A 23,614-nucleotide genomic window follows, 5' to 3' on the forward strand; every position below is an offset into this window, starting at 1 on the left:
GGATTTGAAAAACCCTTCTTCGATAAAAAATAAATTTATTAAAAGAAGATTGAGATTTTAAACATGGAAAAAATAAAAGTAGGCATCGTGGGATCGGCTGGTTATACAGGAGGTGAATTGTTACGTATTTTGATTTATCATCCACATGTGGAAATTATCTACGCACATTCCGTTTCCAATGCAGGAAATAAAATTTCAGATGTCCACAATGATTTATTCGGTGATACTGATCTCACTTTTTCATCTGATTTTCATTCTGGAATTGATGTACTATTCTTATGTGTTGGCCATGGAGACGCACGTAAATTTTTAGAGAATAACGTGATTGATCCTAGCGTGAAAATTGTTGATTTTTCACAAGATTATCGCTTAAAAGCAAATACGAGTTATCAGGGTGAGCATTTTGTTTATGGACTGCCTGAACTCAATAGAGAGAAAATTAAAGGGGCTCAACATATCGCAAATCCAGGTTGTTTTGCAACTAATGTTCAATTGGCTTTATTACCACTTGCTAGTCAGGGATTGTTGCCAGATCAGATACATGTCAATGCGACAACCGGCTCGACTGGAGCTGGGCAAAAACCGACCCCTACAACTCATTTCTCATGGAGAAACAATAATTTATCAGTTTACAATTCGTTTCATCACCGTCATTTGCAGGAAATTTCCGAATCTTTGGATCAATTGCAAAACGGTTTCTTGGCAGAGTCCCAAGAAACTCTTCTTGAGAGAGCTGCTCAAAAAATTAATTTTGTGCCTCAAAGAGGGAATTTTACTCGAGGAATATTTTCATCCACATATTTGGATTCTGATTTGAGCTTAGAGGAAGCTGTTGAGCTTTATGAATCGTTTTATTTGTCCCATCCATTTACTCACGTTTCAAAGACAGCAATTGATTTGAAACAGGTGGTCAACACCAATAAGAGTATTCTTTATTTGGAAAAACACGCGGATAAACTTTTGATTCTGAATATCACTGATAATTTACTTAAAGGTGCGGCTGGCCAGGCTGTTCAAAATATGAATTTGCTTTTTGGCTTGGATGAGCGTACGGGGTTGAATCTAAAATCAGTCGGTTTTTAATTTATCGATTTCAATAAAAAAAACTGCAATGCCCCCAAAAAGTTAGACACTTTCTGGGGGCATTGCAGTTTTATAGTGTTTTGTTTTTTATAGTATGACCTGAGCTACTATTCAGCTGTCAATTTTACAGTTCTCTCGATAGAAACATTGTCTCCGGTTACCGCATTTCCGTCTTTATCAATAAGGGAAAGTTTGATTTGAGCATCTTGTTTTGGTAGGTTTAATACTTCATATGGAGTCCATTGATCTAAAATGAATTCTTGACCATTAATATCAGCCTTTACTTTATTCCCATCTGCTCCTAAGGTTGTGTTGACAACAAAAAAGTCTAATAATAGAACATTTGCATCATCTCCTTTGTATTCTCCCTTTGGTCTACTGTAGAATAACGAAGGTTCAGTTGGAGTAGGAAGTTCTTTTATAGCTGCATCAGATCCTACGGAAAATTTAATCAATTTTGATGCATCTGCCGTTTTGATTGATTCATGGAATGAACGAGAAAGGAAAGAAAGAAGGTAATGTTCTGAATTTACTGGCACTGTAAAAGTATGTTCTGGCTTGTATAAAGCAGCATATGGAGTATTGTCCAAAATAAAATGGATATGTTGTCCTTCATGTGAGTTTGCCATATGGTGGGTATGCTCGGTTTGTTCTGTTAAATTAAAATTCTGAACGTCATATTTTACCGTGATTTTTGCAGAGTCTGTTCCTACTTTCTCAGAAGTCAATGAAGCTATTTTTAATGTAGCTCCTGGAAACTCTTTTGCATGCTGCAATGGTTGAACCGAAATCGTAGCCGTTGTGTCACTTAATGCAGTTGAATCTTGGGTTTCACCATCTTGCTTTTTTGTAGCAGAATTGCAGGATACTAAAACGGATGCTGTTGCTATAATAGCGAATGCGGATTTAATAGTTTTCATTTTTTAATATTTAGTCTAAATTGTCTATTTACTTTTTAACAAATATACTTTATTATTGTTTAGTTTTTTTGAAACACAGTATGAATTGCAGCCTTGAGTGCGTCGATTGTGATATTTAAATCTTCTTGGGTATGGGCCGCCGATATAAATCCAACCTCATATCCAGAGGGACCAAAGTAAATTCCACGATTCAATAATTCTCGATGCATAATTTTATAATTGTCCATTGAATCTGGATTAATTTCATCTGCTCGTTGAATTTTTTGATTTTTTGTAAACGCGAACCAAAAGATAGATCCAATTGTTGTGATGGTAATTGGATACCCATTCTCCTGAATGAACACGTTTAATTTTTGAACAAATTCTTGGGTCGTTTTTTCTAAAGTTAGGTAAAAGTCTGGTTGGGATAGAATGGTTAAAGCAGCGATACCAGCGGCCATTGCTACGGGGTTACCCGATAATGTTCCTGCTTGATATACCGCTCCATCTGGCGATATGCAGGACATAATTTCTTTGGATGCACCATACGCCCCAACAGGCATTCCCCCTCCAATTATTTTACCATAAGTCAATATATCGGGCTGAATATCGTAGTAATGTGCAGCTCCTTCAAAGCCCAAACGAAAGCCTGTGATCACTTCATCAAAGATTAGTAAGGATCCATTTTGAGCTGTGATTTGTCTTAAAAATTTGATGTACTCTTTGTCTTGGATTAATAACCCATTATTGGCAGGGACACCTTCAATGATGACTGCTGCAATTTGATTTTTGAATTCTTGAAAAACATGTTCTAGTGCGGCTGTGTCATTTAAGGAAATAACGATGGTTTCATCAGCAAACGATTTTGGTACGCCCGCGGAGGAGGTTTCCCCAAAGGTTACCAAACCTGAGCCCGCTTTTACCAAGAGCGAATCAGAATGTCCATGGTAGCATCCCTCGAATTTCACGATTTTATCACGTTTTGTAAACCCTCTGGCTAGTCGAATAGCTGACATTACAGCTTCAGTTCCTGAACTTACGAAGCGTATTTTTTCAATCTTTTTATTGTTTTGGAGGATAAGTTCAGCAAGCTGATTTTCTAACGCAGTAGGTGCGCCAAAACTCAACCCTTTTCCCAGCTGCTCTTGAACTGCTTGACGAATTTTCGGATTGTTGTGCCCTAAAATTAGAGGTCCCCATGAGCAGCAGAAGTCAATAAATTCATTGCCGTCTGCATCCCATAAATGAGCCTTATCTCCCCGCTCTATAAACAATGGAGTTCCATAAACTGATTTAAAGGCACGCACAGGTGAGTTTACTCCACCAGGAAAATATGCTTTCGCTTTTTCAAATAATTCTTTAGAATTCTCACGTGAAATGTCCGGAGTAGATGTTTTCATAGTAATTTGATTGTCTAATTCACAAAAATAATATTTAGTGACTAGTTTCTAGTGTTTTGCTGGCAGACTGCTGAAAGTTCCTCAAGAATATGACTTAATATTAAGATATCTCAATGATTTATGTCACCTCTATTCTTTTTGAGTATTCAACGATTAGAAATTTAGAGTTTTGGTAATAGAAAAAGGCTACCTGCCTAGGTAGCCTTTCAATAGAATGTTTAAAGCTTATTTACCTTCGTTTAGTACTTTAGTAACAAGTTCAGCAGCTTCTTTTAATAAGATTGCCGAATATACTTTTAAGCCAGATTTGTCAATCAATTCTTTTGCCTCAGCAGCATTAGTTCCTTGAAGACGAACAATAATTGGCACTGGAATATTTCCAATTTCATTATAGGCATCAATAACTCCTTGGGCAACCCGGTCACAACGAACGATACCGCCAAAGATGTTAATTAGGATTGCTTTAACGTTAGGGTCTTTTAAAATGATGTTGAAACCAGCTTTCACCGTTTCAGCATTTGCTGTACCACCTACATCAAGAAAGTTTGCGGGTTCACCACCAGCAATTTTGATGATATCCATAGTTGCCATTGCTAAACCAGCTCCGTTCACCATACAGCCGACGTTACCGTCTAATTTTACATAGTTAAGATTTGACTCACCAGCTTCAACTTCTGTTGGATCTTCTTCTGTAACATCACGCATAGCTGCAATTTCTTGATGACGGTAAAGTGCATTTTCGTCCAAATTTACTTTTGCATCAACAGCTAAGATTTTGTCATCAGAGGTTTTAAGAACAGGGTTGATCTCAAACATAGAGGCGTCGATTGAATCATACGCTTTATATAAAGCGGCGATGAATTTAACCATGTCTTTGTGGGCAGCTCCTGATAAACCTAAATTGAAAGCAACTTTACGAGCTTGGAAACCTTGTAGGCCAACCTTTGGATCGATCTCTTCTTTGAAAATTAAGTGTGGAGTTTTTTCCGCCACCTCTTCAATGTCCATACCACCTTCTGTGGAATACATAATGATGTTACGACCGCTTGCACGATCAAGTAGAACAGATACGTAAAATTCTTTTGTTTCACTTTCTCCAGGGTAATAAACATCTTGTGCAACTAACACTTTGCTTACTTTTTTACCTTCAGGACCAGTTTGAGGAGTTACCAATTGCATACCAATAATGTCAGTAGCGCGTTGTAAAACTTCGTCATGGTTTTTTGCTAATTTTACACCACCACCTTTACCACGTCCACCAGCATGAATCTGTGCTTTTATCACAACCCAATCCGAGTTGAAATTTTCTTTCATACTTTTTGCAGCTTCTACAGCTTGCTCTGGTGTCTCGGCAACAATACCTTCTTGTACTCTTACTCCGAAACTTTTAAGTATTTCTTTTCCTTGATATTCGTGAATGTTCATTGATAAAAAATTTGTTGTAAAAATAGCGTATTTATTCCGAAGGGTCAAGTTATTATTGCGATAAATTGTAGAGACAATAGAACCATTAATTTTAAGGCATTAGAATAACTAAATACAGTTTTTTTGGCTAACAAAGGTAATTGCCTAGGTAATGAAAAAAAATGTTTAAGATTATATGTTATTATATTTTTATTTTCGCAGTATGATCTTAAAGGCGAATAATATTTTTAAATCCTATGGTGACCTTGGAATCCTGAAAGGGGTTAGTGTTTCTGTAAACAAAGGAGAGATTGTTTCAATCGTTGGAGCATCGGGTGCCGGCAAAAGTACTTTATTGCATATTATTGGTACGCTTGATAGACCTGATAAAGGAACTGTAATGATCCAAGATCAGGATGTATTTTCCCTAAAAGAGAAACAACTCAGCGATTTTAGAAATAAACACATTGGATTTGTTTTTCAATTTCATCACTTATTACCCGAGTTTACAGCCTTAGAGAATGTTTGTATTCCTGGTTTTATAGCCGGAAAGGATAAAAGAGAGGTAGAAGATAGAGCGCTCGAACTTTTGGGAATTTTGGGTGTTGAACATCGAGCAGATCATAAGCCCTCGGCAATGTCTGGAGGGGAACAACAACGAGTTTCAGTTGCAAGAGCATTAATAAATAATCCCGCATTAATCCTAGCAGATGAACCCTCAGGGAACTTGGATTCCGAGAATGCAACAGCTTTACATCAACTTTTCTTTGATTTAAGGGATAAGATGAAACAAACATTTATAATTGTTACTCACAATGAAGAACTGGCACGTATTTCAGACCGTACGATTCATATGCGAGATGGCTTAATTTATTAATATGCAGAAATTTCTTATCACTTTTGGAACCAGAGCATTCGCTCAGAGGCTGGCTAACCTACTAAAAAATAAATATGATGTGGATTTTGCTACCTCCGAAGAAGTTCCTGTATTTCTACAAGCTAATTTTTTGACAATTCCCAAAGGCAGTAATCCTACCTATGCACATGAGCTATTGAAGATATGTTTAGATAAACATATTCACTATTTATTGCCTTTAGGTCAGCAAGAAATCCAAGCAATTTCTCAAGCCAAGCAACTTTTTGAAGAATACGATATCCAAGTGTTAACACCTGATATGGAAGAATTGGAAGACGTTTTATTAATCAATAATCCAACTCCCTCCTTAGATCTACATATATACCATAATGGTAAATCTCTGGATACAGATTACAAACATAATAAGTCGATCAGTGGGGTTTATGTCATTTCGGATGACGGAGATAATGTGGCACTTTGTACTGTATAAAATTTTGTAAATGAATTGGAAAGAAATACCATTAGATAAAAAACTTTATTTATTTGAACTGGATGATGTTTTGTATCCAAAACAAGATTATTTGTTACAAATTTATTATCTCTTTGCACAATTTGTCGAATTTTCAGAAGCTAAACCCATCGCTTCAGATTTGGTAAATTTCATGCGTGATGTTTATGTTGAAAAAGGGGAAAAGGATGTTTTTGATGCAAGCCAAAATTTTTTTAATTTCACTACTGATTATCGAGAGAATTTCGAAAGACTAATGGTCAATGGACAATTGCCATTAAAACTATACCTTTTTAATGAAGTAAAATTGCTTTTTGCATCCATTTTAGAAAAAGGAGGAGAAATTGCAATTTTAACCAAAGGGAATCCTGCGCTACAATTAAATAAACTCAAACATATCGACTGGCAAGGATTTGATGAAAATATCAAAGTTTTTTTTGTTGATGAGCTTCATTTCAGAAATTTGGATCCTTTTACTTATATTGCTTCTGAAAATGGTTTATTAACCAATAATTTGTGCTATATAGAGCAAAAACTGACTTAAAATTATGATGAAAAGGAATCTATTGTTCGGCCTTCTTTTAGCGATGGTTGTGTTTGCTGGTTGTAAAAAGGAATCTGCGGAACCCGATCCAGAACCCGTTTTGGATACTCAAAAGGAATTGTTACTGAAGGATTCTACCTACTATTATTCGCTTTTATTTTCATTATGGACAGACAAATTTCCCCAGCCTGTGATGAAAAATAACGAAGAAATGGATCTTAGGAAATTTACAAACGATCTAGAGAATTCAGAGGCTGTTTTGAATAAGCTTAAACAATATGCTCCGCAGGATAGATTCAGTTTTGTGGACCGAACAGGGCAGGTAAGTGAAGAAATTCAGCAAGGAGTTTATAAAGAGACGGGAATAATACCTATTTTTCTTTTAAGCGGTGGACAAGGAAATATGTATATCCGACTGGTCCAAAAAAATTCTCCGGCGCAAAAGGCTGGATTGAAAAGAGGGATGCAAATTTTAAGTATCAATGGAGATACTAAAGTTGATTATAATTCTGAAACAGCTAACGATTTTAAAAATTACAATAAGTTTTTTACTGGTGAGACCTTATCCTTAAAGGTAAAAGACCCAGTAGATAATAAGGAATCGACAATTTCAGTTACCGGAGGTGCATATCAAATAGACCCAATTTTGGTTGATAAGGTCGTAGATCTCAATGGCAAGAAGGTTGGTTATATGGCTTACACTTCTTTTGTGAACGTGTTTACAAATAATCTTCCAAACGCCTATCACCAGGCACTAACTTCTGTCTTTGATGAATTTCAATCAGAAAACATAGAAGAGTTAGTAATCGATTTACGCTATAACGGTGGTGGAGCTACAAATTCAGCTGAATTAATAGCGAATCTAATTGCACCCACCGCTGCAGCTAAGGGTAAAATGTATGATTTTAAAGTAAATCAATACTTAGAAGAATTTGGATGGACAGACAATACTGATGAAAATGCACCATTTAAGTCCGTTAATTTTAATAAAACGAATTCTCTTAATCTTAAACGGGTTTACTTTTTGGTTACCAAAAGCACTGCTTCGGCAAGCGAGCTAGTGATCAATGTTCTAAGTCCTTATATGGATACACAAATTATAAGTACAAATGGAGTGGGTACTTATGGAAAACCTGTAGGATTCTTTGGTTGGCCTGTTGTCAATGATTATGCTGATTTGTACATTACTTCTTTCCAGATGATTAATAAAAATGGTTTCGGAGACTATTTTGATGGACTTATTGGTACTAAAAAGGATGCTCAAGAAAGTTTTTTATTGGAATTGGGCAATGAAAATGAAGGGCTTTTCGCTGAGGCCCTATATAGCATTGCTAATAACGGACAATATCGAAGTTCTTCATCTGCTGAATCTACTAAAAGAGCCAAACTCCAAAAAGAAGATCTTTTGGAATTGAAATCACCCGAAGTGAAAAATTATCGTAACAGCATGTTTAAGTTTTCAAAGGATAATCAGTCAAAATTTAAATTCTAGTTAATCTTTTTTGAAAGAGTGATGTCTATGAATAGGTAATCGGATTAATATCTTGAATAAGTAGAATGAATAGAACTGGACTTAAGAATACGCTGTTAGTTATGGGTATGTTGCTATTATTAGTTGGATGTAGTAAGGATCCTTCGAGCATTACAGCACCACCCAAGCCGGACGTCAGTCAATCCCGTACCGACGCTCAAAAATTATTAGACAGTGTATATTATCAATACAAATATCTTTCTTTGTGGGAATCGTCCATTGAGACAGCAAATCCAATTTCTTCATTAACTGATAAGTACAGCGATAAAAATGTATTGTTGGATTACCTGAAAAAACAAACTCCTCAAAAAACAGATTATGTATTTCATCCAGATTATGATGGCCCTTTGGACCGGTTTTCTTGGTTGGAGGATCTTGCGACAGGATCGAGTTCTGCGCGAGCAGACCTTGCGGATGGATATGGAATATTTTTAACCTTTGATATGAACAGGGGAGATAGTTTGTTTGTCTATTTTGTGGAGGGTGGCTCACCTGGATTTAAATCTGGGGTGAAAAGGGGGGATAAGATTGTTCAAATTAATCAGGATAAAAACATGGTTTATGCAAACAGGTTCAATATTGAGTCTTATTTGGATGGTAGTAAAATGGATATCATCACTGTTGATGCAGATAATTTAAAAAGAACACATTCCTTAACCTATACAAGTTATGATATAGATCCGGTGATGAAGGACACTGTGTATAGAATGAACAATAAAAATGTTGGTTATCTAGCCCTTTCTTCATTCGAGGAGCTGACCAATGATGCAGGATCGCGGACCGCTATGTATACTAAGCTGGAGAGTATATTTACAAATTTTGCCACCAAGAACATCACCGATTTGATTGTTGATTTAAGGTATAATACCGGTGGGTATGTGAGTACTGCTGTTTATTTAAATAACAAAATCATAAATAACGCTGGAAACGGAAAACTTATGTTTAGCTACACGCTAAATAAAAACTTGGAAAAGGAAAGGCAACAGGGAAGTAGAGAATTTAGTCCGGAAAATTACAAGAAAAACAACAGTACGGATATTAAGAATGTGTATTTTTTGGTCTCTGAAATGACTGCCTCTGCGAGTGAAATAGTTATTAGTGCCCTAAAACCCTATATGAATGTGAATGTTGTCGCTGAATATAGAAGTACCTATGGCAAACCCGTAGGTTTTTTTAGGCAAGATATCATGGATAAGGTTGGCTTATGGGCTGCCTCATTTAAGATTGTAAATGCAAACGGTTATACAGACTATTGGGATGGAATTCCTGCAAATAAATCAAACGTATTGGATAATATTTATTTGGAGTTGGGTAATCCGAAAGAAAACATGATTCAAGAAGCACTGATGCACATTTCTTCGGGATCTTTTACAAGCAATAGAAGTTCTGCTCGGGCATCGATGGAATCTACACAAACAGTTTATCAAACGAAAAGGACCGTAAATAAAATACCTGTAAGGAATCTTTTAAAGGATTAAATAATCATTATTTAATTATTAACTTTACAGCATGGCAGGAAATAAACCGACCACAATTAAGGAAATAGCAAGAAAATTAAAGATATCTCCTTCAACAGTGTCTCGCGCATTAAATGATCATCCCAGCATTGGTTTGGTGACTACGATGCGTGTTAAAAAAATGGCTGAAGAAATGGCATATGAACCAAATCAAACCGCTATTTTTTTTAAACAAAGGAAGACCTTTACAATTGGAGTGATTTTACCGAAGCTATCTGAACCTTTTTTTTCTGAGGCCATAAGTGCTATTGAGAATGTCGCTGAGGAGAAAAAATATACCGTGCTTTTAGGCCAATCCCTAGACGATGAAAATCGTGAACTTAATATTCTGCAGACCTTTAAAAAACATCGGGTAGATGGTATTCTAATCTCCTTGAGTAAAAACACAAGCGATACCGATTTTGAACAAATACTCTCAAAAACCGAAATCCCCATTGTCTTTTTTGATTGTGTTCCTGATTTGCCAAATGTCCACAAAGTGTATAGTGATTTATCATCAGGGATGATCGAAGCGATTGATGCGTTTGTGGAAAGAGGTCATAGTAAGATTGCACTAATTAATGGTCCAGAGTCGTTGTTTGCCTCTAAAGAACGATCAGATGCATTTCATAAAGCTTTGAAAAGCAGGGGTATAGATCATCACGATGGATATATCGTGAATACCGATTTAACAGAACAAGGAAATGAATCAGCAATGGAGAAATTGTGTTCACTCTCTGATAGACCCTCCGCCGTTATTTCTTTTAATGACTTTGTCACATTGGATTTAATTCGCTATGCAAAACAACGTGGAATAATCTTAAATCAAGATATGTTTTTCATAAGTTATGCAAACTACCCTTTATGGTCATATATGGATAATCCCCCGATGGGAAGTATTGAACAATACCCCGACAAACAAGCCCATAAAGCAGCCGAGATATTGTTTGATTGTATCGATAAAAAAGAGAATGTAAGCCAACCACAGCACGTTGTATACCCTTCTAAATTGTCCCTAAAATAGTAGGTAGGGGCTTACTTGATGATCTTAAGACTGTAGGTGATCTCTATGCCGCCAGCTGCCAACATGTCGTGAACAGAACAATATTTTTTTACGGCTAACTCTGCAGCTTTTTGAGCTTTTGTTTCCTCTATTTGGCCCGTTAGTGTAAATGATAAGTGAATTTTAGTGAAGATGTTAGGGATTTCGTCTCTGCGAGTACCTTCAACATCTACTTGGATGTCCGTTATTTCCTGACGTTGTTTTCGAAGAATAGTTGTTAAATCAAATACGCTACAGGATCCAAGAGCCATCAACACTAACTCCATAGGTCGAACGCCTTTGCCTTCCCCGCCGATTGAATCAGAACCATCAATATGTACTTTAACGGATGATAATTCACTTGAAGCCTCAAAGTGTACAGCTTTATTTTGTCTTTTTAATTGAACTTTCATAATTCGATTCTCATTAAGGAACAAATTTAAACAATCGCAATCAGAATCGAAGTATACTATTTAAGATTACCCAAGGACCCTTCGGTAATCTTAAATTTAAATCTGTTTCAATTCTCCGCGTTTACCATACTGTGTTTTATCATAAAAAAAACGGGATAGTGTTTATAACTCTCCCGTTTTTTTATGCTTAAAGTTTTTTTTAATTAGGAAGTTTCACACCGCTATAATTGGTCACATCTATTTTTGCAATTTTTGCGCTGTATTTTTTATTAATTGCATCAATAAATAGATTTGCCACAATAGCATTGCCAATCGGTGTGAGGTGAATTCCATCCAATGAAAATGCATTTCCTGTGATATACGCCGAACTAATCATGAAACCATTGTAGAGATACCCGGCTTTAACTTTGTTTAAAAAGGTATATACATCAGCCACAGCCAAATCTTTACTCTCTGCAATCGCCATAATCTTTTTATTGATTTCTTTTACCCTGGTAGCAACCTCAATGGTTTCATTTTTATCCAATACATATTGATCTTCAATTGGATTTAATGGATGCATACCATATGGAATTTTATCTGCGTTAGGTTGACCAAGTAATGCAGTAGGGAAAGTTAATACAAATAAATCTTCATTAGTTGCCATGCGAGGCCCTGTTTTGGTCCTTATAAATACATTTTTTGCTTGTCCTCCAGATGCTGCTTCAACGGCTGCATTTAAGCGGGCCGTGGTTACCGTGTTGAAGTAAGGAACGGCCGTTACATCGGGAATTGTTGCTACAACACCTTTTTGTTCATTTTCTGTTAATGCCGTAACAAACTGCGTGTAAATATTCTCAAAAGCTTGCACAGAAATCAATGTTTTTGTCGGATCTTCTGAGACTGCAGCACCATTTGTGGCATACCCCAAAACATCATTGTTTCCTAACCAAAAGCTAAAGAATGTATGGTCATGAGCTGATGCATAGTCTATATATTTAGTGCTTAAGGAAGCCTGATCTGTTAATAGTCTTTCAAAAAATGGGTTACCTTGTACCGATCCAATGCCAGGTAAAATGGACATGTCTAACCGCATCCCAGGAACGCCCAAATTTTGAATAGGATCCAAGTGTTTTGTATACAATGGTTTGGGTGGGTTTGATCCAGGTACTGTGCCTCTTATTGCAAGCTTGTCCTTTACTACCTCTGTAACCGGTGAACCATCTATTAAAGAAACCAAGCGGATATAACCTGAACCGTTTTCTTGATCCGGTGAGAAAAAAGGAGAAGTAAATTCACCTCCACCTACTGTTTTAAGCTGCTCAGCTATTAAATTTGGAAATGCTACTTTTTGTCCTTCTAAATACAGTCCTCCATCAGCGTATCCCGAGGTTAACGAGTTTCCAACGGCAATAAACTTCGAGAAATTTGCAGTGCCCTTACTTGGTTGGAATTCCTCTAAGCTTGGCGCACATGAACTAGCTAATCCTAAAATTGCTAATCCTATATATAGTTTTAAGTTCTTTTTCATTTTTTTATATGTTTACAAGTTTACCAAGCGTAAGAAACGGATAACCCAGGTGCATGAATATTGGTTTCATATGCTCCTCTTAATCCCGATTCAATATTGGTTGTGGTTCTTTTTTGGACCTTTTGAAACACATAGGCCCCAGACATTTGCCAATTTTCAGAGAATTTGTACGTAAATCCGGCAGCTGCCATCAGCCGATTGTTGTCCGGTGTCTCCGGATAAACATAGCCACCTTGCACTGGGGTATAAACATAACCAGCTCCTGCGCGTAAATCTAATTTATCATGCACTTGGTAATTAATACCTACTTTCCCTGAAAAAGCATTTTGGTATTTCTTTTCAGAGCGTGTATCCTGTAAAACAGGCGTATTGTTTTCGTAATCGAATACCAGTTCTTTATAAATACTATAATTAATAATAGAGCCATCCAATGCAGCATCAACCTTTTCAGATAATGGGAATGCAAGCCCAATATTAAATGTTGCAGGAAGAGGTAATTCAGCACTGAATTTTCCACTTGGGAAATTTGCTGCCAAAGATCCTGGAACCTCAAAAGTAGCATCACCATCTTCGAGTTTTGTCACAACCTTGGAACGGTAACTAAGTGACAATGCAAATTGGTCTTCCAAATTGTAATGTACCCCTATATTATACCCCATACCCGTACCGGTTCCTTTTAAAGCCGCCTGTCCCGTAGTGCCATCGGGATGAAAAACAGGCAATGAACGACTTAAATCAACTTGACCTATATTGTAAACAAAACCACCACCAAAGCTGAATTGTTCTGTGAGTTTGAAACTCAGGGTAGGTTGAATAAAAATTGCGCGTAAAGAAAGATGGTTTAAGGAATATTTTCCTGGCCAGTCATTTCCCCAGTCTACACTACCTCCGAATGGAGTATAGACACCTAATCCTGCTTTCCACCAGGAATTTTTTGGTCCAAATGTGGCGTATGCTGCAAATGGAGGTGAAATTTTGAATTTGGTATGGTGGACATCCGGACTGCCCGCCTGCTGGAATGCCGATCGGTACATTACGGCACTCGCACCAATCTGAATAGCATTGTGGTCCATTTTTACTAACGCACCTGGGTTGTAAAATATTGATGATTCATCAATAAATAATGCCGAACCTGCGCCAGCCATACCCACAGCCTTTTGACTTTGGGTATTAACTTGTGAGCCTTGTGCGAAGAGCAGACAAGGGGAGGCTAATAACAAACTGAGTAATAATCCTTTCATAATATATAGCGATTAGCGTTTTAGTTTATGCAATTGATATGCTAACATAGTAATTTCTGTCAATTTATACAAATTAATGTCAATTTATAATAAAAGAGCACGCATTTATTTTTGTTGGAAACATTTTTAGGGTATATTGGTTTTCATTTAAAACAAGTTTAATTATGACACAAGTAGCATTCAAAGGTAATCCAGTACACACAAGTGGGAATTTGCCTAAAATAGGCGATACGGCACCAGATTTTACGTTGACAGCGCAAGATCTGTCGCAAAAATCATTGAAAGACTTTAGAGGTAAAAATGTTATTCTCAATATATTTCCAAGTATTGACACAGGCACATGCGCCATGTCTGTGAGACAATTTAACGAAAAAGCTTCGAATTTAGATAATACTGTCGTACTTTGTATATCAAAAGATTTACCTTTTGCCCAGAATAGATTCTGTGCAGCAGAAGGATTAGACAATGTGATTACTCTTTCAGATTTTAAAGATAATAAGTTTGATGAGGCTTTTGGTGTGAAGTTTACAGATGGTCCACTACAGGGACTTCTTAGTCGATCTGTAATTGTATTGGATCCTGAAGGCAAGGTAAAATATACAGAGCAGGTTGCTGAAACCACTGAAGAACCAAATTATCAGCAGGCCCTAGCTTCCTTATAATTTTAAAAGGTTTAGTGAATATCAATTCACTAAACCTTTTAAAATTTATTTACTCGAGTCAAGAGCTTGCAAAATATCGTCTATAATGTCCTTTTGATCTTCAATTCCTATGGACAATCGAATGGATCCAGGTTTAATGCCAAGGTTTTCACGTTCTTGTTCTGAAAGTTTAGAATGTGTTGTAGATCCTGGATGAGTCGCTATACTACGTGAATCTCCTAAATTGGACGTATAGAGTATCATATTTAATGCATCAAGGAACCTAAATGCTCTTTGTTGTCCCCCTTTTACCTCAATAGTGACAATCCCGCCGCCTGCTTTCATTTGTTTTTTTGCCAATTCAAATTGAGGATGGGATGGTAAGAACGGATATTTAACATCTAAAATTTCTTCATTTTTTTCCAATTCAATCGCTAAGGCTAATGCATTCGAACAATGTCTATCCATTCTAAGACCTAAGGTTTCAAGGCTTTTAGATAATACCCATGCCGTAAATGGTGACATTGCCGGACCGGTATGCCTTATAAAAAACATTAACTTGTCGATAAGTTCCTGTTTTCCGACAATGACTCCCCCTAAGACTCTGCCTTGGCCGTCCATATATTTGGTAGCCGAATGGATAGAGAGATCGAAACCATAACGTAGTGGCTTCTGTAGATAGGGAGTTGCGAAGCAATTGTCAATGGCAAAAATTATATGAGGGAATTTCGTTTTTAACTCACCCAATTTTTCCAAATCAACTAATTCCAACCCTGGATTAGAAGGTGATTCTAAAAAGATAAACTTTGTATTGGGTTGAATTGCTTTTTCCCATTGTTCCAGATCAATTGCATCCACATAGGTTGTTGTAACTCCCCATTTTGGAAATAATTGCGTAAACAATTGATGGGTGGAACCGAAAATTGCTCTTGAGGAAACAATGTGGTCACCATTTTGAATAAATCCTGCAAAAGTTGCAAAAACGGCACCCATACCTGAAGCAAATGCAAGTCCAGCCTCTGCCTGCTCTAATAAACAAACTTTGTTTATAAATTCGGTTGTGTTAGGGTTCGCATATCTAGAGTACACCATGGCACTTTCCTCTTCTGCAAATACCGCACGACCTTGCTCGGCGCTATCAAAAATAAAACTGGAAGTTAAGTATAGGGGAACTGAATGTTCTCTTGTCGCCGATCGCTGAGCTTGTTCGCGTATAATTTTGGATTGTTCGTCATTCATGATTAGCAAATTTATTTATTTTCGTTAAGAAGACGGCAAAGAAATCCTATAATTTTTAAAAATTTTCAAATAAAGTTGCCTGAAATCTCGGGTACGTTTTTTTAATAATGGACCATCAACCAATTTATTATACTTTTCGAGAGCATACATAATTGATTTTTTTTTCTAAAAGTAAGCCATTTGGTGATAGAAAGGACGTATTCAGAATGTATAAATCTTGATTTCGATTTTGGATTGTCGTGTTGATATGTAAACCACCTAGGAGAATAGGAATCAAATACTGGTTAATAACACGTAAAACAACAGGTCATGCTAGCAGGAGATAACCTGTTGTCGTGTATTTATTTGTATTAAAATAGTTATTTGGGCAAATGTTGTGATAAGCTATCCATTGACAAACCTAATCCTTGTGCAACACCCAGTCCTAATGCGATGTCAGCTCTGAACCAATGACACAATTGCCTCTGTATAATTTCTTCCTTCTTAAGGCCTTGGATGCCGGCCATTGAATCGACAATATTCGCAATTAAATGTTGTTTTTGCTGCTGGTCTAATAGTCTAAACAAATCACCTGGTTGAGTGTAATGATCATTATCATTTTCATTTCTATCGTAATGATCAGCAATTAAACTGTCTAATTGACTTGCCGGTTCTGCATACGATTTATCTTCAAAGCTGTCATCAAAACTATTTGGGAAATAATTAACATTGGAACTTCCATTCTCATCCACTCTCATGGCTCCATCACGGTGGTAATTATTCGACATAACTGGACAACGATTTACTGGTATCTGATTGTGGTTAACACCCAAACGGTATCGATGGGCATCAGGATATGAGAGAATTCGTCCTTGCAGCATTTTGTCGGGAGAAAATCCAATACCATCCACTATGTTTGCCGGAGCGAAAGCAGCTTGTTCCACGTGGGCAAAATAATTGTCAGGATTTTCATTGAGTTCCATTACGCCAACTTCAATTAATGGATATTCTTTTTGGGACCAAACTTTGGTAATATCAAAGGGATTCCATTTGAATGATCTCGTCTGTTCTTCGGTCATTACTTGAATGAATAATGTCCACTTTGGAAACCTTTTTTCTTCGATAGAAGTATGTAAATCTCGTTGAGCATAATCGGCATCGCTTGATTTTAAATCACTAGCCTGTTGACTGGTTAAGTTTTTTATTCCTTGTTGTGTGCGAAAATGATACTTGATATAGATCCGCTCGTTCTGCGCATTAATCATGGAGTAGGTGTGTGAGCCATAACCATGCATATGTCTATATCCGTCTGGTGTTCCTCTATCGGACATCAAAATTGTTACTTGATGAAGTGATTCCGGATTCAGGGACCAGAAATCCCATAACATGTTCGCAGATTTGCAATTTGTATAAGGGTCTCTCTTTTGCGTGTGAATGAAGTCTGGAAATTTTCGTGCGTCCTTAATAAAGAAAACCGGTGTATTATTGCCAACTAAATCATAATTTCCGTCCTCGGTGTAAAATTTTACGGCAAAACCCCTTGGATCACGTTCTGTGTCTGCCGAACCCTTCTCACCACCAACAGTAGAAAACCGGATAAACATTCTGGTTTGTTTTCCAATCTTGTTTAAGAATTTGGCGCGGGTATAATTGGTGATGTCATTGGTTACAGTAAAAGTACCATATGCTCCCGAACCCTTCGCGTGCACAACACGTTCGGGGATTCTCTCCCTGTTAAATATGGCCAATTTTTCATGAAGAAAAAAATCTTGAAGCAATAACGGCCCCCTAGGTCCTGCAGATAAACTATCTTGATAATGAGCTACTGGTGCGCCAACAGAAGTTGTAATCTTTTTTTTATTTTCGTTTTCCATATTTTTGAGATTATAGTTACGTATCTATCCAAATTTAATCTTTATTACCGTGGATAAGATATCATTTAAATTGATATGCCATAGTTGAATATTATTATTATGTTATACATGTATAAACATTACCTATTTAATATCCTAATTCAAGATATGTATCTTGGGCCCTCGATTAGAACACATTTATGAAAAAATCAAGATTCTTTAATTTACTTATTGTATGTCCCCTTTTGGCTTTCGCTCAAAACGAACCGCTACCTTACGGTGCAGTTCCTTCCCAGAGGCAGCTGGAGTGGCATGAAATGGAAATGTATACGTTAATACACTTTACACCAACTACTTTCCAAGATAAGGAATGGGGCTTTGGAGATGCCAAACCGGAAATCTTTTATCCAACCCATTTTGATGCCAATCAAATTGCCCAGGCAGCTGCTTGCGGTGGTTTTAAGGGATTAATTTCTGTTGCTAAACATCACGATGGTTTTTGCCTCTGGCCAACCAAGACGACCAGTTACAGTATTTCAAGCTCGCCATGGAAGGACGGAAAAGGAGATATGGTGAAGGAATTTATGACTGCTTCTCATAATAATGGTCTAAAGTTTGGCGTGTATTTATCAGCTTGGGATCGTAACGATACACGATATGGAACCTCGGCCTATACAGATGCCTATAGGGAACAATTAACAGAATTAATGAGTCAATATGGTCCATTATTTACCTCCTGGCATGATGGCGCGAATGGTGGAGATGGTTATTATGGCGGCAAAAATGAAAAGCGTGTAATTGATCAGTCTACCTATTATGAATGGACGGAAAAGACTTGGCCGATTATTAGAAAACTTCAACCTATGGCAATGATCTTTTCTGACGTTGGGCCGGATATGAGATGGGTAGGGAATGAAAAAGGATTTGCATCAGAAACAAGTTGGTCTACTATAACTCCTAAAGGTAAAAATGGAGAAAAACCTGTTCCTGGTTCAGTAGATAATTCAAATTTACCCACAGGAAATCGGAATGGAGAGTTTTGGATCCCGGTAGAGTGTGATGTTCCTCAGAGACCGGGCTGGTTTTATCATGAGGATCAAAACGGTCAAGTTAAAACCCCTGATCAACTCTTTGAAATATATTTAAAATCTGTCGGTAGAGGAGGGGGAATGAATCTTGGGCTAGCGCCAACCCCGCAAGGGATATTGCATGATAATGATGTACGCTCGTTAAAATCATTTGGGGATAAAATGAAGAAAACGTTTTCGAATGATTTAAGTAAAGGTGCTAAAGCCCAAGCAAGTAATGTTCGTGAAAATCACGGTATCTTTTCTGAGAAAAAATTGTTTGATGCAGACCGTTATTCTTATTATGCCTCTGATGATAGTGTATTAAATCCCCAGATTACTATCTCATTGCCTAAAACGCAAGAATTTGACTTGATTCGTTTACGGGAGAATATTAAATTAGGACAACGATTGGACAGTGTGCAAGTTGAGGTTTTTCAAAACAACAAATGGGTTTTGATTGCACGCGCGAGCAGTATAGGAGCTAATCGACTAATAAAACTTCCAAGAAGTATCAAAACAGATAAATTAAGAGTGAAACTCTTTGCACCAGTCGCCCCTACTTTAAGTGAATTTGCTCTGTTTAAGGAAGCTAAATCTGATTTTAAATTAGAGCAAGATCTACGCAATAAATTAAAAGCTCATGAAATATCGTTTAAAAATGGAGACCCCAATTTTAAGAATGCATTAGATAATGATTTAACTAGCATTTGGGAAACCAGGTTAACACCGAATAAGTTTGTCGAAATTCAATTTCCAAAAATTCACAGCCTCACCGGAATTCAATACGTTCCTAGACAAGATGGGAAAACGGAAGGGATTCCTTCTAAATACAAAGTGATGATTAGTTTAGATGGGAAAAAATGGCAAACAGTTGCCGGTGGAGAGTTTTCAAACATTCGGGCAAATGCTACACCACAAACTATTGATTTCGGATCAGTTCAACGGGCTCGTTACCTGAGGTTCTTTCCAATTGAAAACCTAAGTAATGATGAATCTTTTTCTATAGCGGAATTTAATGTATACCTATATTAGTTATGAGAGTATTTTATGTTGTTATTTTAATATTGTCCTTTAGTGGTATCCGAGCACAGGATCTTAAACTAAGTTACAATCAGGCAGCTCAGAGATGGGAAGAAACATTGCCTTTAGGAAATGGTCTAATCGGCATGATGCCAAATGGAAAGGTCCAAGACGAGAATATTGTATTAAATGAAATATCAATGTGGTCGGGTAGTCCTCAACAGGCAAATAATTTTCAGGCTAGCACCAGTGTTTCACTTATTCAAAAGTTGCTATTTGAATCGAAGAATGTTGAAGCTGAGGCTTTAGTTAATAAAAATTTTGTGTGTGTCGGAGAAGGCTCTGCCCATGGTTCAGGTGCAAATGCTCCTTATGGTTGTTTTCAAAATTTTGGATTCTTAAATTTCCAACATTTTAACCAAAACCAGGTCACCAACTATAAAAGATGGTTGGATATTAGCCAAGCAAAAGCTGTTACCTCATTTAGTAGTAATAATATTCATTTTCGAAGAGAATACTTTACATCTTTTGATAAAAATGTTGGTGTTATTCATCTGACCGCTAGTGAGAAGAAGGCAATTGGGTTTGCTATGCATTTTTATCGAGATGAGAATATCAAGGAATACGATATTCAAGGGGATGAAATTACCATCAAGGGAGTACTTCCAAATGGAAATGGAGGACAAGGGATTAGGTTTGCGGCCAAAATTAAACTGATCCTCAAAGGAGGAAGCTTAAGCGAATATGACAATCAACTCATCGTTAAAAAGGCAGATCAGGTAACCGTTTTGTTTTCGGCCTCAACAAGCTATTATGGTCATGATCCCGTTGAATATGTTGAAAATCAAATCCAAACGGCTGTAAAGCAGAATTATAAAAAGCTTTGGAAAAACCATTTTCAAAAATATGCCTCACTATTCAATAGAGTCTCATTAACAATCCACGATGAAACCTCACGTTCGGATGCACAAACACAGGATCGGTTAGCCGATTTTTATAAAGATCCATCTCAGGATAATGGAATGGCAGTCTTGTATTATCAATTTGGCCGTTATTTAACTTTATCAAGTACGGCTCCGGATTTCCCCAATGCATTGCCCCCTAATCTACAAGGATTATGGGCACATCAAATACAGACTCCATGGAATGGGGATTATCATCTCAATATTAACGCACAAATGAATCATTGGGGTGTGGAGGTGAACAACCTTTCAGAATACCACAAACCCTTTATTTCAATGATCTCGAATTTAGCAAAACAAGGAGAGAATACCGCAAAGGCTTATTATAATGCTCCAGGCTGGGTTGTTTACATGATGACCAATGTTTGGGGGTATACGGCTCCAGGTGAGGTGGCCTCATGGGGTTCAAGCACAGCTTCAGGCTGGCTGTGTAATCATTTGTGGGAGCATTATTTGTTCACGCAAGATCGGGCCTATTTACAACGTATATACCCCGTATTGAAAGGCGCTGCAGTATTTTATAAAGCAACTTTAGTTCAAGATCCTAAAACAGGATGGTTGGTTACCTCACCCTCGGTATCACCAGAAAATGCTTTTAAATTAGCAAACGGTAAAAGAGCATCTGTGGTGATGGGACCAACCATTGACAACCAAATTGTTCGGGAACTTTATAATTCGGTGATCCAAGCAGACGAAATTTTGGGTTTAAATGACGAGTTTGTATTGGGTTTAAAAAAAGATCTGGTAAAGATTCCTCCTCCAGTGGTAATCAGTCCTTCAGGTCGAGTGATGGAATGGCTAGAGGACTATCAGGAGGTTGAACCTAAGCATAGACATGTTTCTCATTTATATGGACTGTACCCTGCAAACTTTATTTCTCCAATCACTACACCAGAATGGGCTCAGGCTGCGAAAAAAACACTGCAGAGCAGGGGAGATGAAGGAACTGGTTGGTCTAGAGCGTGGAAAATTTTATTTTGGGCGAGATTACATGATGGTGATCATGCATTGGAAATATTACGTCAACTATTGCAACCCGCAATTCTTGAAGGCTCTCAGGATGTCGGACCAGGAACATATCCAAATCTTTTCTGTGCACATCCTCCTTTTCAGATTGATGGAAATTTTGGCGGTTCGGCTGGCATTGCAGAAATGCTTCTTCAAAGTCATGATGGATATGTTCATTTATTACCTGCCTTGCCAAAACCTTGGAAACAAGGATCCGTAAAAGGGCTTCGTGCTAGAGGAAATTATACAATCGATTTCAGCTGGAAAAATGGGAAAGTGACAAGCTTCAAAGTTCATGGTCTCAAAGGTAAAAAAATTGAGATTCTGGTAAACGGAGAGAAACGATCTCACATAATTTAAATTGATTGTTGTTTAGGTTATAACGCATAAAGGAGCTACTAATAAGCTCCTTTATGCGTTAATAAAGAACGTTTACTCTATTTAAATAAGTTTCTTAAGCAAATTACTCATGCTTACTAAGTCGCCAATCATAGCCCCTAATTCATGCAGGCCAACGCGCTCTTGCTCCATTGAATCCCTGTGACGAATTGTTACTGTATTATCTTCCAAGGTCTGATGATCCACTGTGATACAGATTGGCGTTCCAATTGCATCTTGGCGACGATAACGCTTTCCTATGGAATCCTTTTCATCGTATTGGATATTATACTCCATTTTTAAGATATTCATAATTTCCCTTGCTTTCTCTGGTAGACCATCTTTTTTGGTCAACGGGAATATGGCCGCTTTAACAGGAGCGATTGCCGGATGAAATTTCAATACTACTCTTGCATCTTGTTTATCTGGGGTCGAAAGATCTTCCTTGACCAATGAGTTTGCTAATACGGTAAGGAATAAGCGATCTAATCCTATTGAAGTTTCGATCACATATGGGTTATAGCTTTGGTTGATTTCAGGATCAAAGTATTGAAGTTTTTTTCCTGAGAATTCTTGATGCTGTTTTAGATCAAAATCTGTTCTGGAGTGTATACCCTCAACTTCTTTAAATCCAAAAGGAAATTCGTATTCAATATCCACAGCCGCATTTGCATAATGCGCAAGTTTAACATGGTCATGAAAACGATATTTGTTTTGCTCAGATCCTAAAGCTAAATGCCAGTTTAGACGAGCATCTTTCCATTTCTTATACCACTCTAATTCAGATCCTGGACGTACGAAAAATTGCATTTCCATTTGTTCGAACTCACGCATTCTCATGATAAATTGACGAGCGATTACTTCATTGCGGAACGCTTTACCAATTTGAGCGATTCCAAATGGGATTTTCATTCTTCCTGACTTTTGAACATTTAGGAAGTTTACAAATATACCTTGTGCTGTCTCAGGACGTAAGTAGACTTGTTCAGCGCCATCAGCCATAGCACCCATTTGGGTTGCAAACATCAAATTAAATTGACGAACTTCAGTCCAATTCTTAGTGCCTGAAATAGGACATACTATATTGTGATCCTCAATAATCTGTTTTAGCCCAGCTAAGTCATCTTTGTTTAAGGCCTTATCTAATTCTTCTTGTAATTGTGTGGCCTTTTCAGATTTCCCATCTTTCTCATATCGATCGATTTTATCCTCAATCAACTGATCAGCACGGTATCTTTTTTTAGAATCCTTATTGTCGATCATCGGATCGTTAAATCCGTCTACATGGCCTGAAGCCTTCCATGTTGTTGGATGCATGAAAATAGCAGAATCAATTCCGACTATATTTTCATTTAATTGCACCATTGATTTCCACCAATAGGTCTTTAGGTTGTTTTTTAATTCAGAACCTAACTGACCATAATCATAAACAGCACTTAAGCCGTCGTAAATTTCACTCGAAGGAAATACAAAACCATATTCCTTAGCATGAGAAATAATATTTTTAAAAAAATCGTCTGTTTGCTTGCTCATAAGA

19 protein-coding genes are annotated in these 23,614 nt (G+C 37.2%); 10 read left to right on the forward strand and 9 right to left on the reverse strand.

Going from position 1 to position 23,614, the window contains the following annotated elements; all coding sequences use genetic code 11:
• The first annotated feature begins 63 nt into the window (after nucleotides 1–63).
• The gene (gene argC, locus AC6CHH_RS06805) at nucleotides 64–1,083 is read left to right on the forward strand and encodes an N-acetyl-gamma-glutamyl-phosphate reductase (protein WP_498281096.1); all 1,020 of its coding nucleotides are present in this window, start codon (nucleotides 64–66) and stop codon (nucleotides 1,081–1,083) included.
• 107 nt (nucleotides 1,084–1,190) lie between these two features.
• On the opposite strand, the gene AC6CHH_RS06810 is transcribed toward argC, so the two are convergent.
• The 3 genes from AC6CHH_RS06810 to sucC all read right to left on the reverse strand — a co-directional run bounded on the left by AC6CHH_RS06810 (nucleotide 1,191) and on the right by sucC (nucleotide 4,807).
• Nucleotides 1,191–2,003, reverse strand: a complete 813-nt coding sequence (locus AC6CHH_RS06810; RefSeq protein WP_498281099.1) for a hypothetical protein — start codon at nucleotides 2,001–2,003, stop codon at nucleotides 1,191–1,193.
• A 59-nt stretch (nucleotides 2,004–2,062) separates the two neighbouring features.
• Nucleotides 2,063–3,382: a glutamate-1-semialdehyde 2,1-aminomutase gene (gene hemL / locus AC6CHH_RS06815; RefSeq protein ID WP_498281101.1), complete on the reverse strand. Its 1,320-nt coding sequence runs from the start codon at nucleotides 3,380–3,382 to the stop codon at nucleotides 2,063–2,065.
• Nucleotides 3,383–3,607: 225 nt separating this feature from the next.
• On the reverse strand, nucleotides 3,608–4,807 hold the full coding sequence (gene sucC, locus AC6CHH_RS06820; RefSeq protein ID WP_498281103.1) for an ADP-forming succinate--CoA ligase subunit beta: 1,200 nt from the start codon (nucleotides 4,805–4,807) through the stop codon (nucleotides 3,608–3,610).
• A 202-nt stretch (nucleotides 4,808–5,009) separates the two neighbouring features.
• Between sucC and AC6CHH_RS06825 the strand changes: the two genes are divergently transcribed.
• The 6 genes from AC6CHH_RS06825 to AC6CHH_RS06850 all read left to right on the forward strand — a co-directional run bounded on the left by AC6CHH_RS06825 (nucleotide 5,010) and on the right by AC6CHH_RS06850 (nucleotide 10,745).
• Entirely contained in the window at nucleotides 5,010–5,663 is a 654-nt protein-coding gene (locus AC6CHH_RS06825) for an ABC transporter ATP-binding protein (protein ID WP_498281324.1), read from the forward strand.
• A gap of 1 nt (nucleotide 5,664) precedes the next feature.
• Complete coding sequence (locus AC6CHH_RS06830; RefSeq protein WP_498281105.1) at nucleotides 5,665–6,132, forward strand: hypothetical protein; 468 nt, start codon at nucleotides 5,665–5,667, stop codon at nucleotides 6,130–6,132.
• 10 nt (nucleotides 6,133–6,142) lie between these two features.
• On the forward strand, nucleotides 6,143–6,694 hold the full coding sequence (locus tag AC6CHH_RS06835; RefSeq protein WP_498281108.1) for an HAD family hydrolase: 552 nt from the start codon (nucleotides 6,143–6,145) through the stop codon (nucleotides 6,692–6,694).
• Nucleotides 6,695–6,698: 4 nt separating this feature from the next.
• Complete coding sequence (locus AC6CHH_RS06840; protein ID WP_498281110.1) at nucleotides 6,699–8,186, forward strand: S41 family peptidase; 1,488 nt, start codon at nucleotides 6,699–6,701, stop codon at nucleotides 8,184–8,186.
• Between the two features lie 65 nt (nucleotides 8,187–8,251).
• Nucleotides 8,252–9,703, forward strand: a complete 1,452-nt coding sequence (locus AC6CHH_RS06845) for a S41 family peptidase (protein ID WP_498281113.1) — start codon at nucleotides 8,252–8,254, stop codon at nucleotides 9,701–9,703.
• 31 nt (nucleotides 9,704–9,734) lie between these two features.
• Complete coding sequence (locus AC6CHH_RS06850; RefSeq protein WP_498281115.1) at nucleotides 9,735–10,745, forward strand: LacI family DNA-binding transcriptional regulator; 1,011 nt, start codon at nucleotides 9,735–9,737, stop codon at nucleotides 10,743–10,745.
• 11 nt (nucleotides 10,746–10,756) lie between these two features.
• On the opposite strand, the gene AC6CHH_RS06855 is transcribed toward AC6CHH_RS06850, so the two are convergent.
• From AC6CHH_RS06855 to AC6CHH_RS06865, 3 genes are all read right to left on the reverse strand, one after another.
• A complete protein-coding gene (locus tag AC6CHH_RS06855) occupies nucleotides 10,757–11,176 on the reverse strand; it encodes an OsmC family protein (protein WP_498281326.1) in 420 nt (139 codons plus the stop codon).
• A gap of 199 nt (nucleotides 11,177–11,375) precedes the next feature.
• Nucleotides 11,376–12,686, reverse strand: coding sequence for an SGNH/GDSL hydrolase family protein (locus AC6CHH_RS06860; RefSeq protein ID WP_498281117.1), 1,311 nt, complete (start codon nucleotides 12,684–12,686; stop codon nucleotides 11,376–11,378).
• 20 nt (nucleotides 12,687–12,706) lie between these two features.
• Nucleotides 12,707–13,927, reverse strand: coding sequence for an OmpP1/FadL family transporter (locus AC6CHH_RS06865; protein ID WP_498281119.1), 1,221 nt, complete (start codon nucleotides 13,925–13,927; stop codon nucleotides 12,707–12,709).
• A gap of 164 nt (nucleotides 13,928–14,091) precedes the next feature.
• Between AC6CHH_RS06865 and tpx the strand changes: the two genes are divergently transcribed.
• Complete coding sequence (gene tpx / locus AC6CHH_RS06870) at nucleotides 14,092–14,589, forward strand: thiol peroxidase (protein WP_498281122.1); 498 nt, start codon at nucleotides 14,092–14,094, stop codon at nucleotides 14,587–14,589.
• 45 nt (nucleotides 14,590–14,634) lie between these two features.
• Here the strand turns inward: tpx and AC6CHH_RS06875 are convergent, their stop codons facing one another.
• Both AC6CHH_RS06875 and AC6CHH_RS06880 read right to left on the reverse strand, forming a co-directional pair.
• Nucleotides 14,635–15,807, reverse strand: coding sequence for a trans-sulfuration enzyme family protein (locus tag AC6CHH_RS06875; protein ID WP_498281124.1), 1,173 nt, complete (start codon nucleotides 15,805–15,807; stop codon nucleotides 14,635–14,637).
• A 359-nt stretch (nucleotides 15,808–16,166) separates the two neighbouring features.
• Nucleotides 16,167–17,660, reverse strand: a complete 1,494-nt coding sequence (locus tag AC6CHH_RS06880; RefSeq protein WP_498281126.1) for a catalase — start codon at nucleotides 17,658–17,660, stop codon at nucleotides 16,167–16,169.
• Between the two features lie 179 nt (nucleotides 17,661–17,839).
• Between AC6CHH_RS06880 and AC6CHH_RS06885 the strand changes: the two genes are divergently transcribed.
• On the forward strand, nucleotides 17,840–19,741 hold the full coding sequence (locus AC6CHH_RS06885) for an alpha-L-fucosidase (RefSeq protein WP_498281128.1): 1,902 nt from the start codon (nucleotides 17,840–17,842) through the stop codon (nucleotides 19,739–19,741).
• A gap of 2 nt (nucleotides 19,742–19,743) precedes the next feature.
• Nucleotides 19,744–22,059, forward strand: coding sequence for a glycoside hydrolase family 95 protein (locus AC6CHH_RS06890; RefSeq protein WP_498281130.1), 2,316 nt, complete (start codon nucleotides 19,744–19,746; stop codon nucleotides 22,057–22,059).
• Nucleotides 22,060–22,140: 81 nt separating this feature from the next.
• Here AC6CHH_RS06890 and AC6CHH_RS06895 read toward each other — a convergent pair whose 3' ends face one another.
• The gene (locus tag AC6CHH_RS06895; protein ID WP_498281132.1) at nucleotides 22,141–23,610 is read right to left on the reverse strand and encodes a glycine--tRNA ligase; all 1,470 of its coding nucleotides are present in this window, start codon (nucleotides 23,608–23,610) and stop codon (nucleotides 22,141–22,143) included.
• Nucleotides 23,611–23,614 lie beyond the last annotated feature (4 nt).

The sequence above is a fragment of the Sphingobacterium sp. GQ94 genome, assembly GCF_059758715.1.

Bases quoted from the DNA above. Each gene is read 5' to 3' on its own strand.
- argC (WP_498281096.1), top strand. From the start codon at position 64: ATGGAAAAAATAAAAGTAGGCATCGTGGGATCGGCTGGTTATACAGGA.
- AC6CHH_RS06810 (WP_498281099.1), bottom strand. From the start codon at position 2,003: ATGAAAACTATTAAATCCGCATTCGCTATTATAGCAACAGCATCCGTT.
- hemL (WP_498281101.1), bottom strand. From the start codon at position 3,382: ATGAAAACATCTACTCCGGACATTTCACGTGAGAATTCTAAAGAATTA.
- sucC (WP_498281103.1), bottom strand. From the start codon at position 4,807: ATGAACATTCACGAATATCAAGGAAAAGAAATACTTAAAAGTTTCGGA.
- AC6CHH_RS06825 (WP_498281324.1), top strand. From the start codon at position 5,010: ATGATCTTAAAGGCGAATAATATTTTTAAATCCTATGGTGACCTTGGA.
- AC6CHH_RS06830 (WP_498281105.1), top strand. From the start codon at position 5,665: ATGCAGAAATTTCTTATCACTTTTGGAACCAGAGCATTCGCTCAGAGG.
- AC6CHH_RS06835 (WP_498281108.1), top strand. From the start codon at position 6,143: ATGAATTGGAAAGAAATACCATTAGATAAAAAACTTTATTTATTTGAA.
- AC6CHH_RS06840 (WP_498281110.1), top strand. From the start codon at position 6,699: ATGATGAAAAGGAATCTATTGTTCGGCCTTCTTTTAGCGATGGTTGTG.
- AC6CHH_RS06845 (WP_498281113.1), top strand. From the start codon at position 8,252: ATGAATAGAACTGGACTTAAGAATACGCTGTTAGTTATGGGTATGTTG.
- AC6CHH_RS06850 (WP_498281115.1), top strand. From the start codon at position 9,735: ATGGCAGGAAATAAACCGACCACAATTAAGGAAATAGCAAGAAAATTA.
- AC6CHH_RS06855 (WP_498281326.1), bottom strand. From the start codon at position 11,176: ATGAAAGTTCAATTAAAAAGACAAAATAAAGCTGTACACTTTGAGGCT.
- AC6CHH_RS06860 (WP_498281117.1), bottom strand. From the start codon at position 12,686: ATGAAAAAGAACTTAAAACTATATATAGGATTAGCAATTTTAGGATTA.
- AC6CHH_RS06865 (WP_498281119.1), bottom strand. From the start codon at position 13,927: ATGAAAGGATTATTACTCAGTTTGTTATTAGCCTCCCCTTGTCTGCTC.
- tpx (WP_498281122.1), top strand. From the start codon at position 14,092: ATGACACAAGTAGCATTCAAAGGTAATCCAGTACACACAAGTGGGAAT.
- AC6CHH_RS06875 (WP_498281124.1), bottom strand. From the start codon at position 15,807: ATGAATGACGAACAATCCAAAATTATACGCGAACAAGCTCAGCGATCG.
- AC6CHH_RS06880 (WP_498281126.1), bottom strand. From the start codon at position 17,660: ATGGAAAACGAAAATAAAAAAAAGATTACAACTTCTGTTGGCGCACCA.
- AC6CHH_RS06885 (WP_498281128.1), top strand. From the start codon at position 17,840: ATGAAAAAATCAAGATTCTTTAATTTACTTATTGTATGTCCCCTTTTG.
- AC6CHH_RS06890 (WP_498281130.1), top strand. From the start codon at position 19,744: ATGAGAGTATTTTATGTTGTTATTTTAATATTGTCCTTTAGTGGTATC.
- AC6CHH_RS06895 (WP_498281132.1), bottom strand. From the start codon at position 23,610: ATGAGCAAGCAAACAGACGATTTTTTTAAAAATATTATTTCTCATGCT.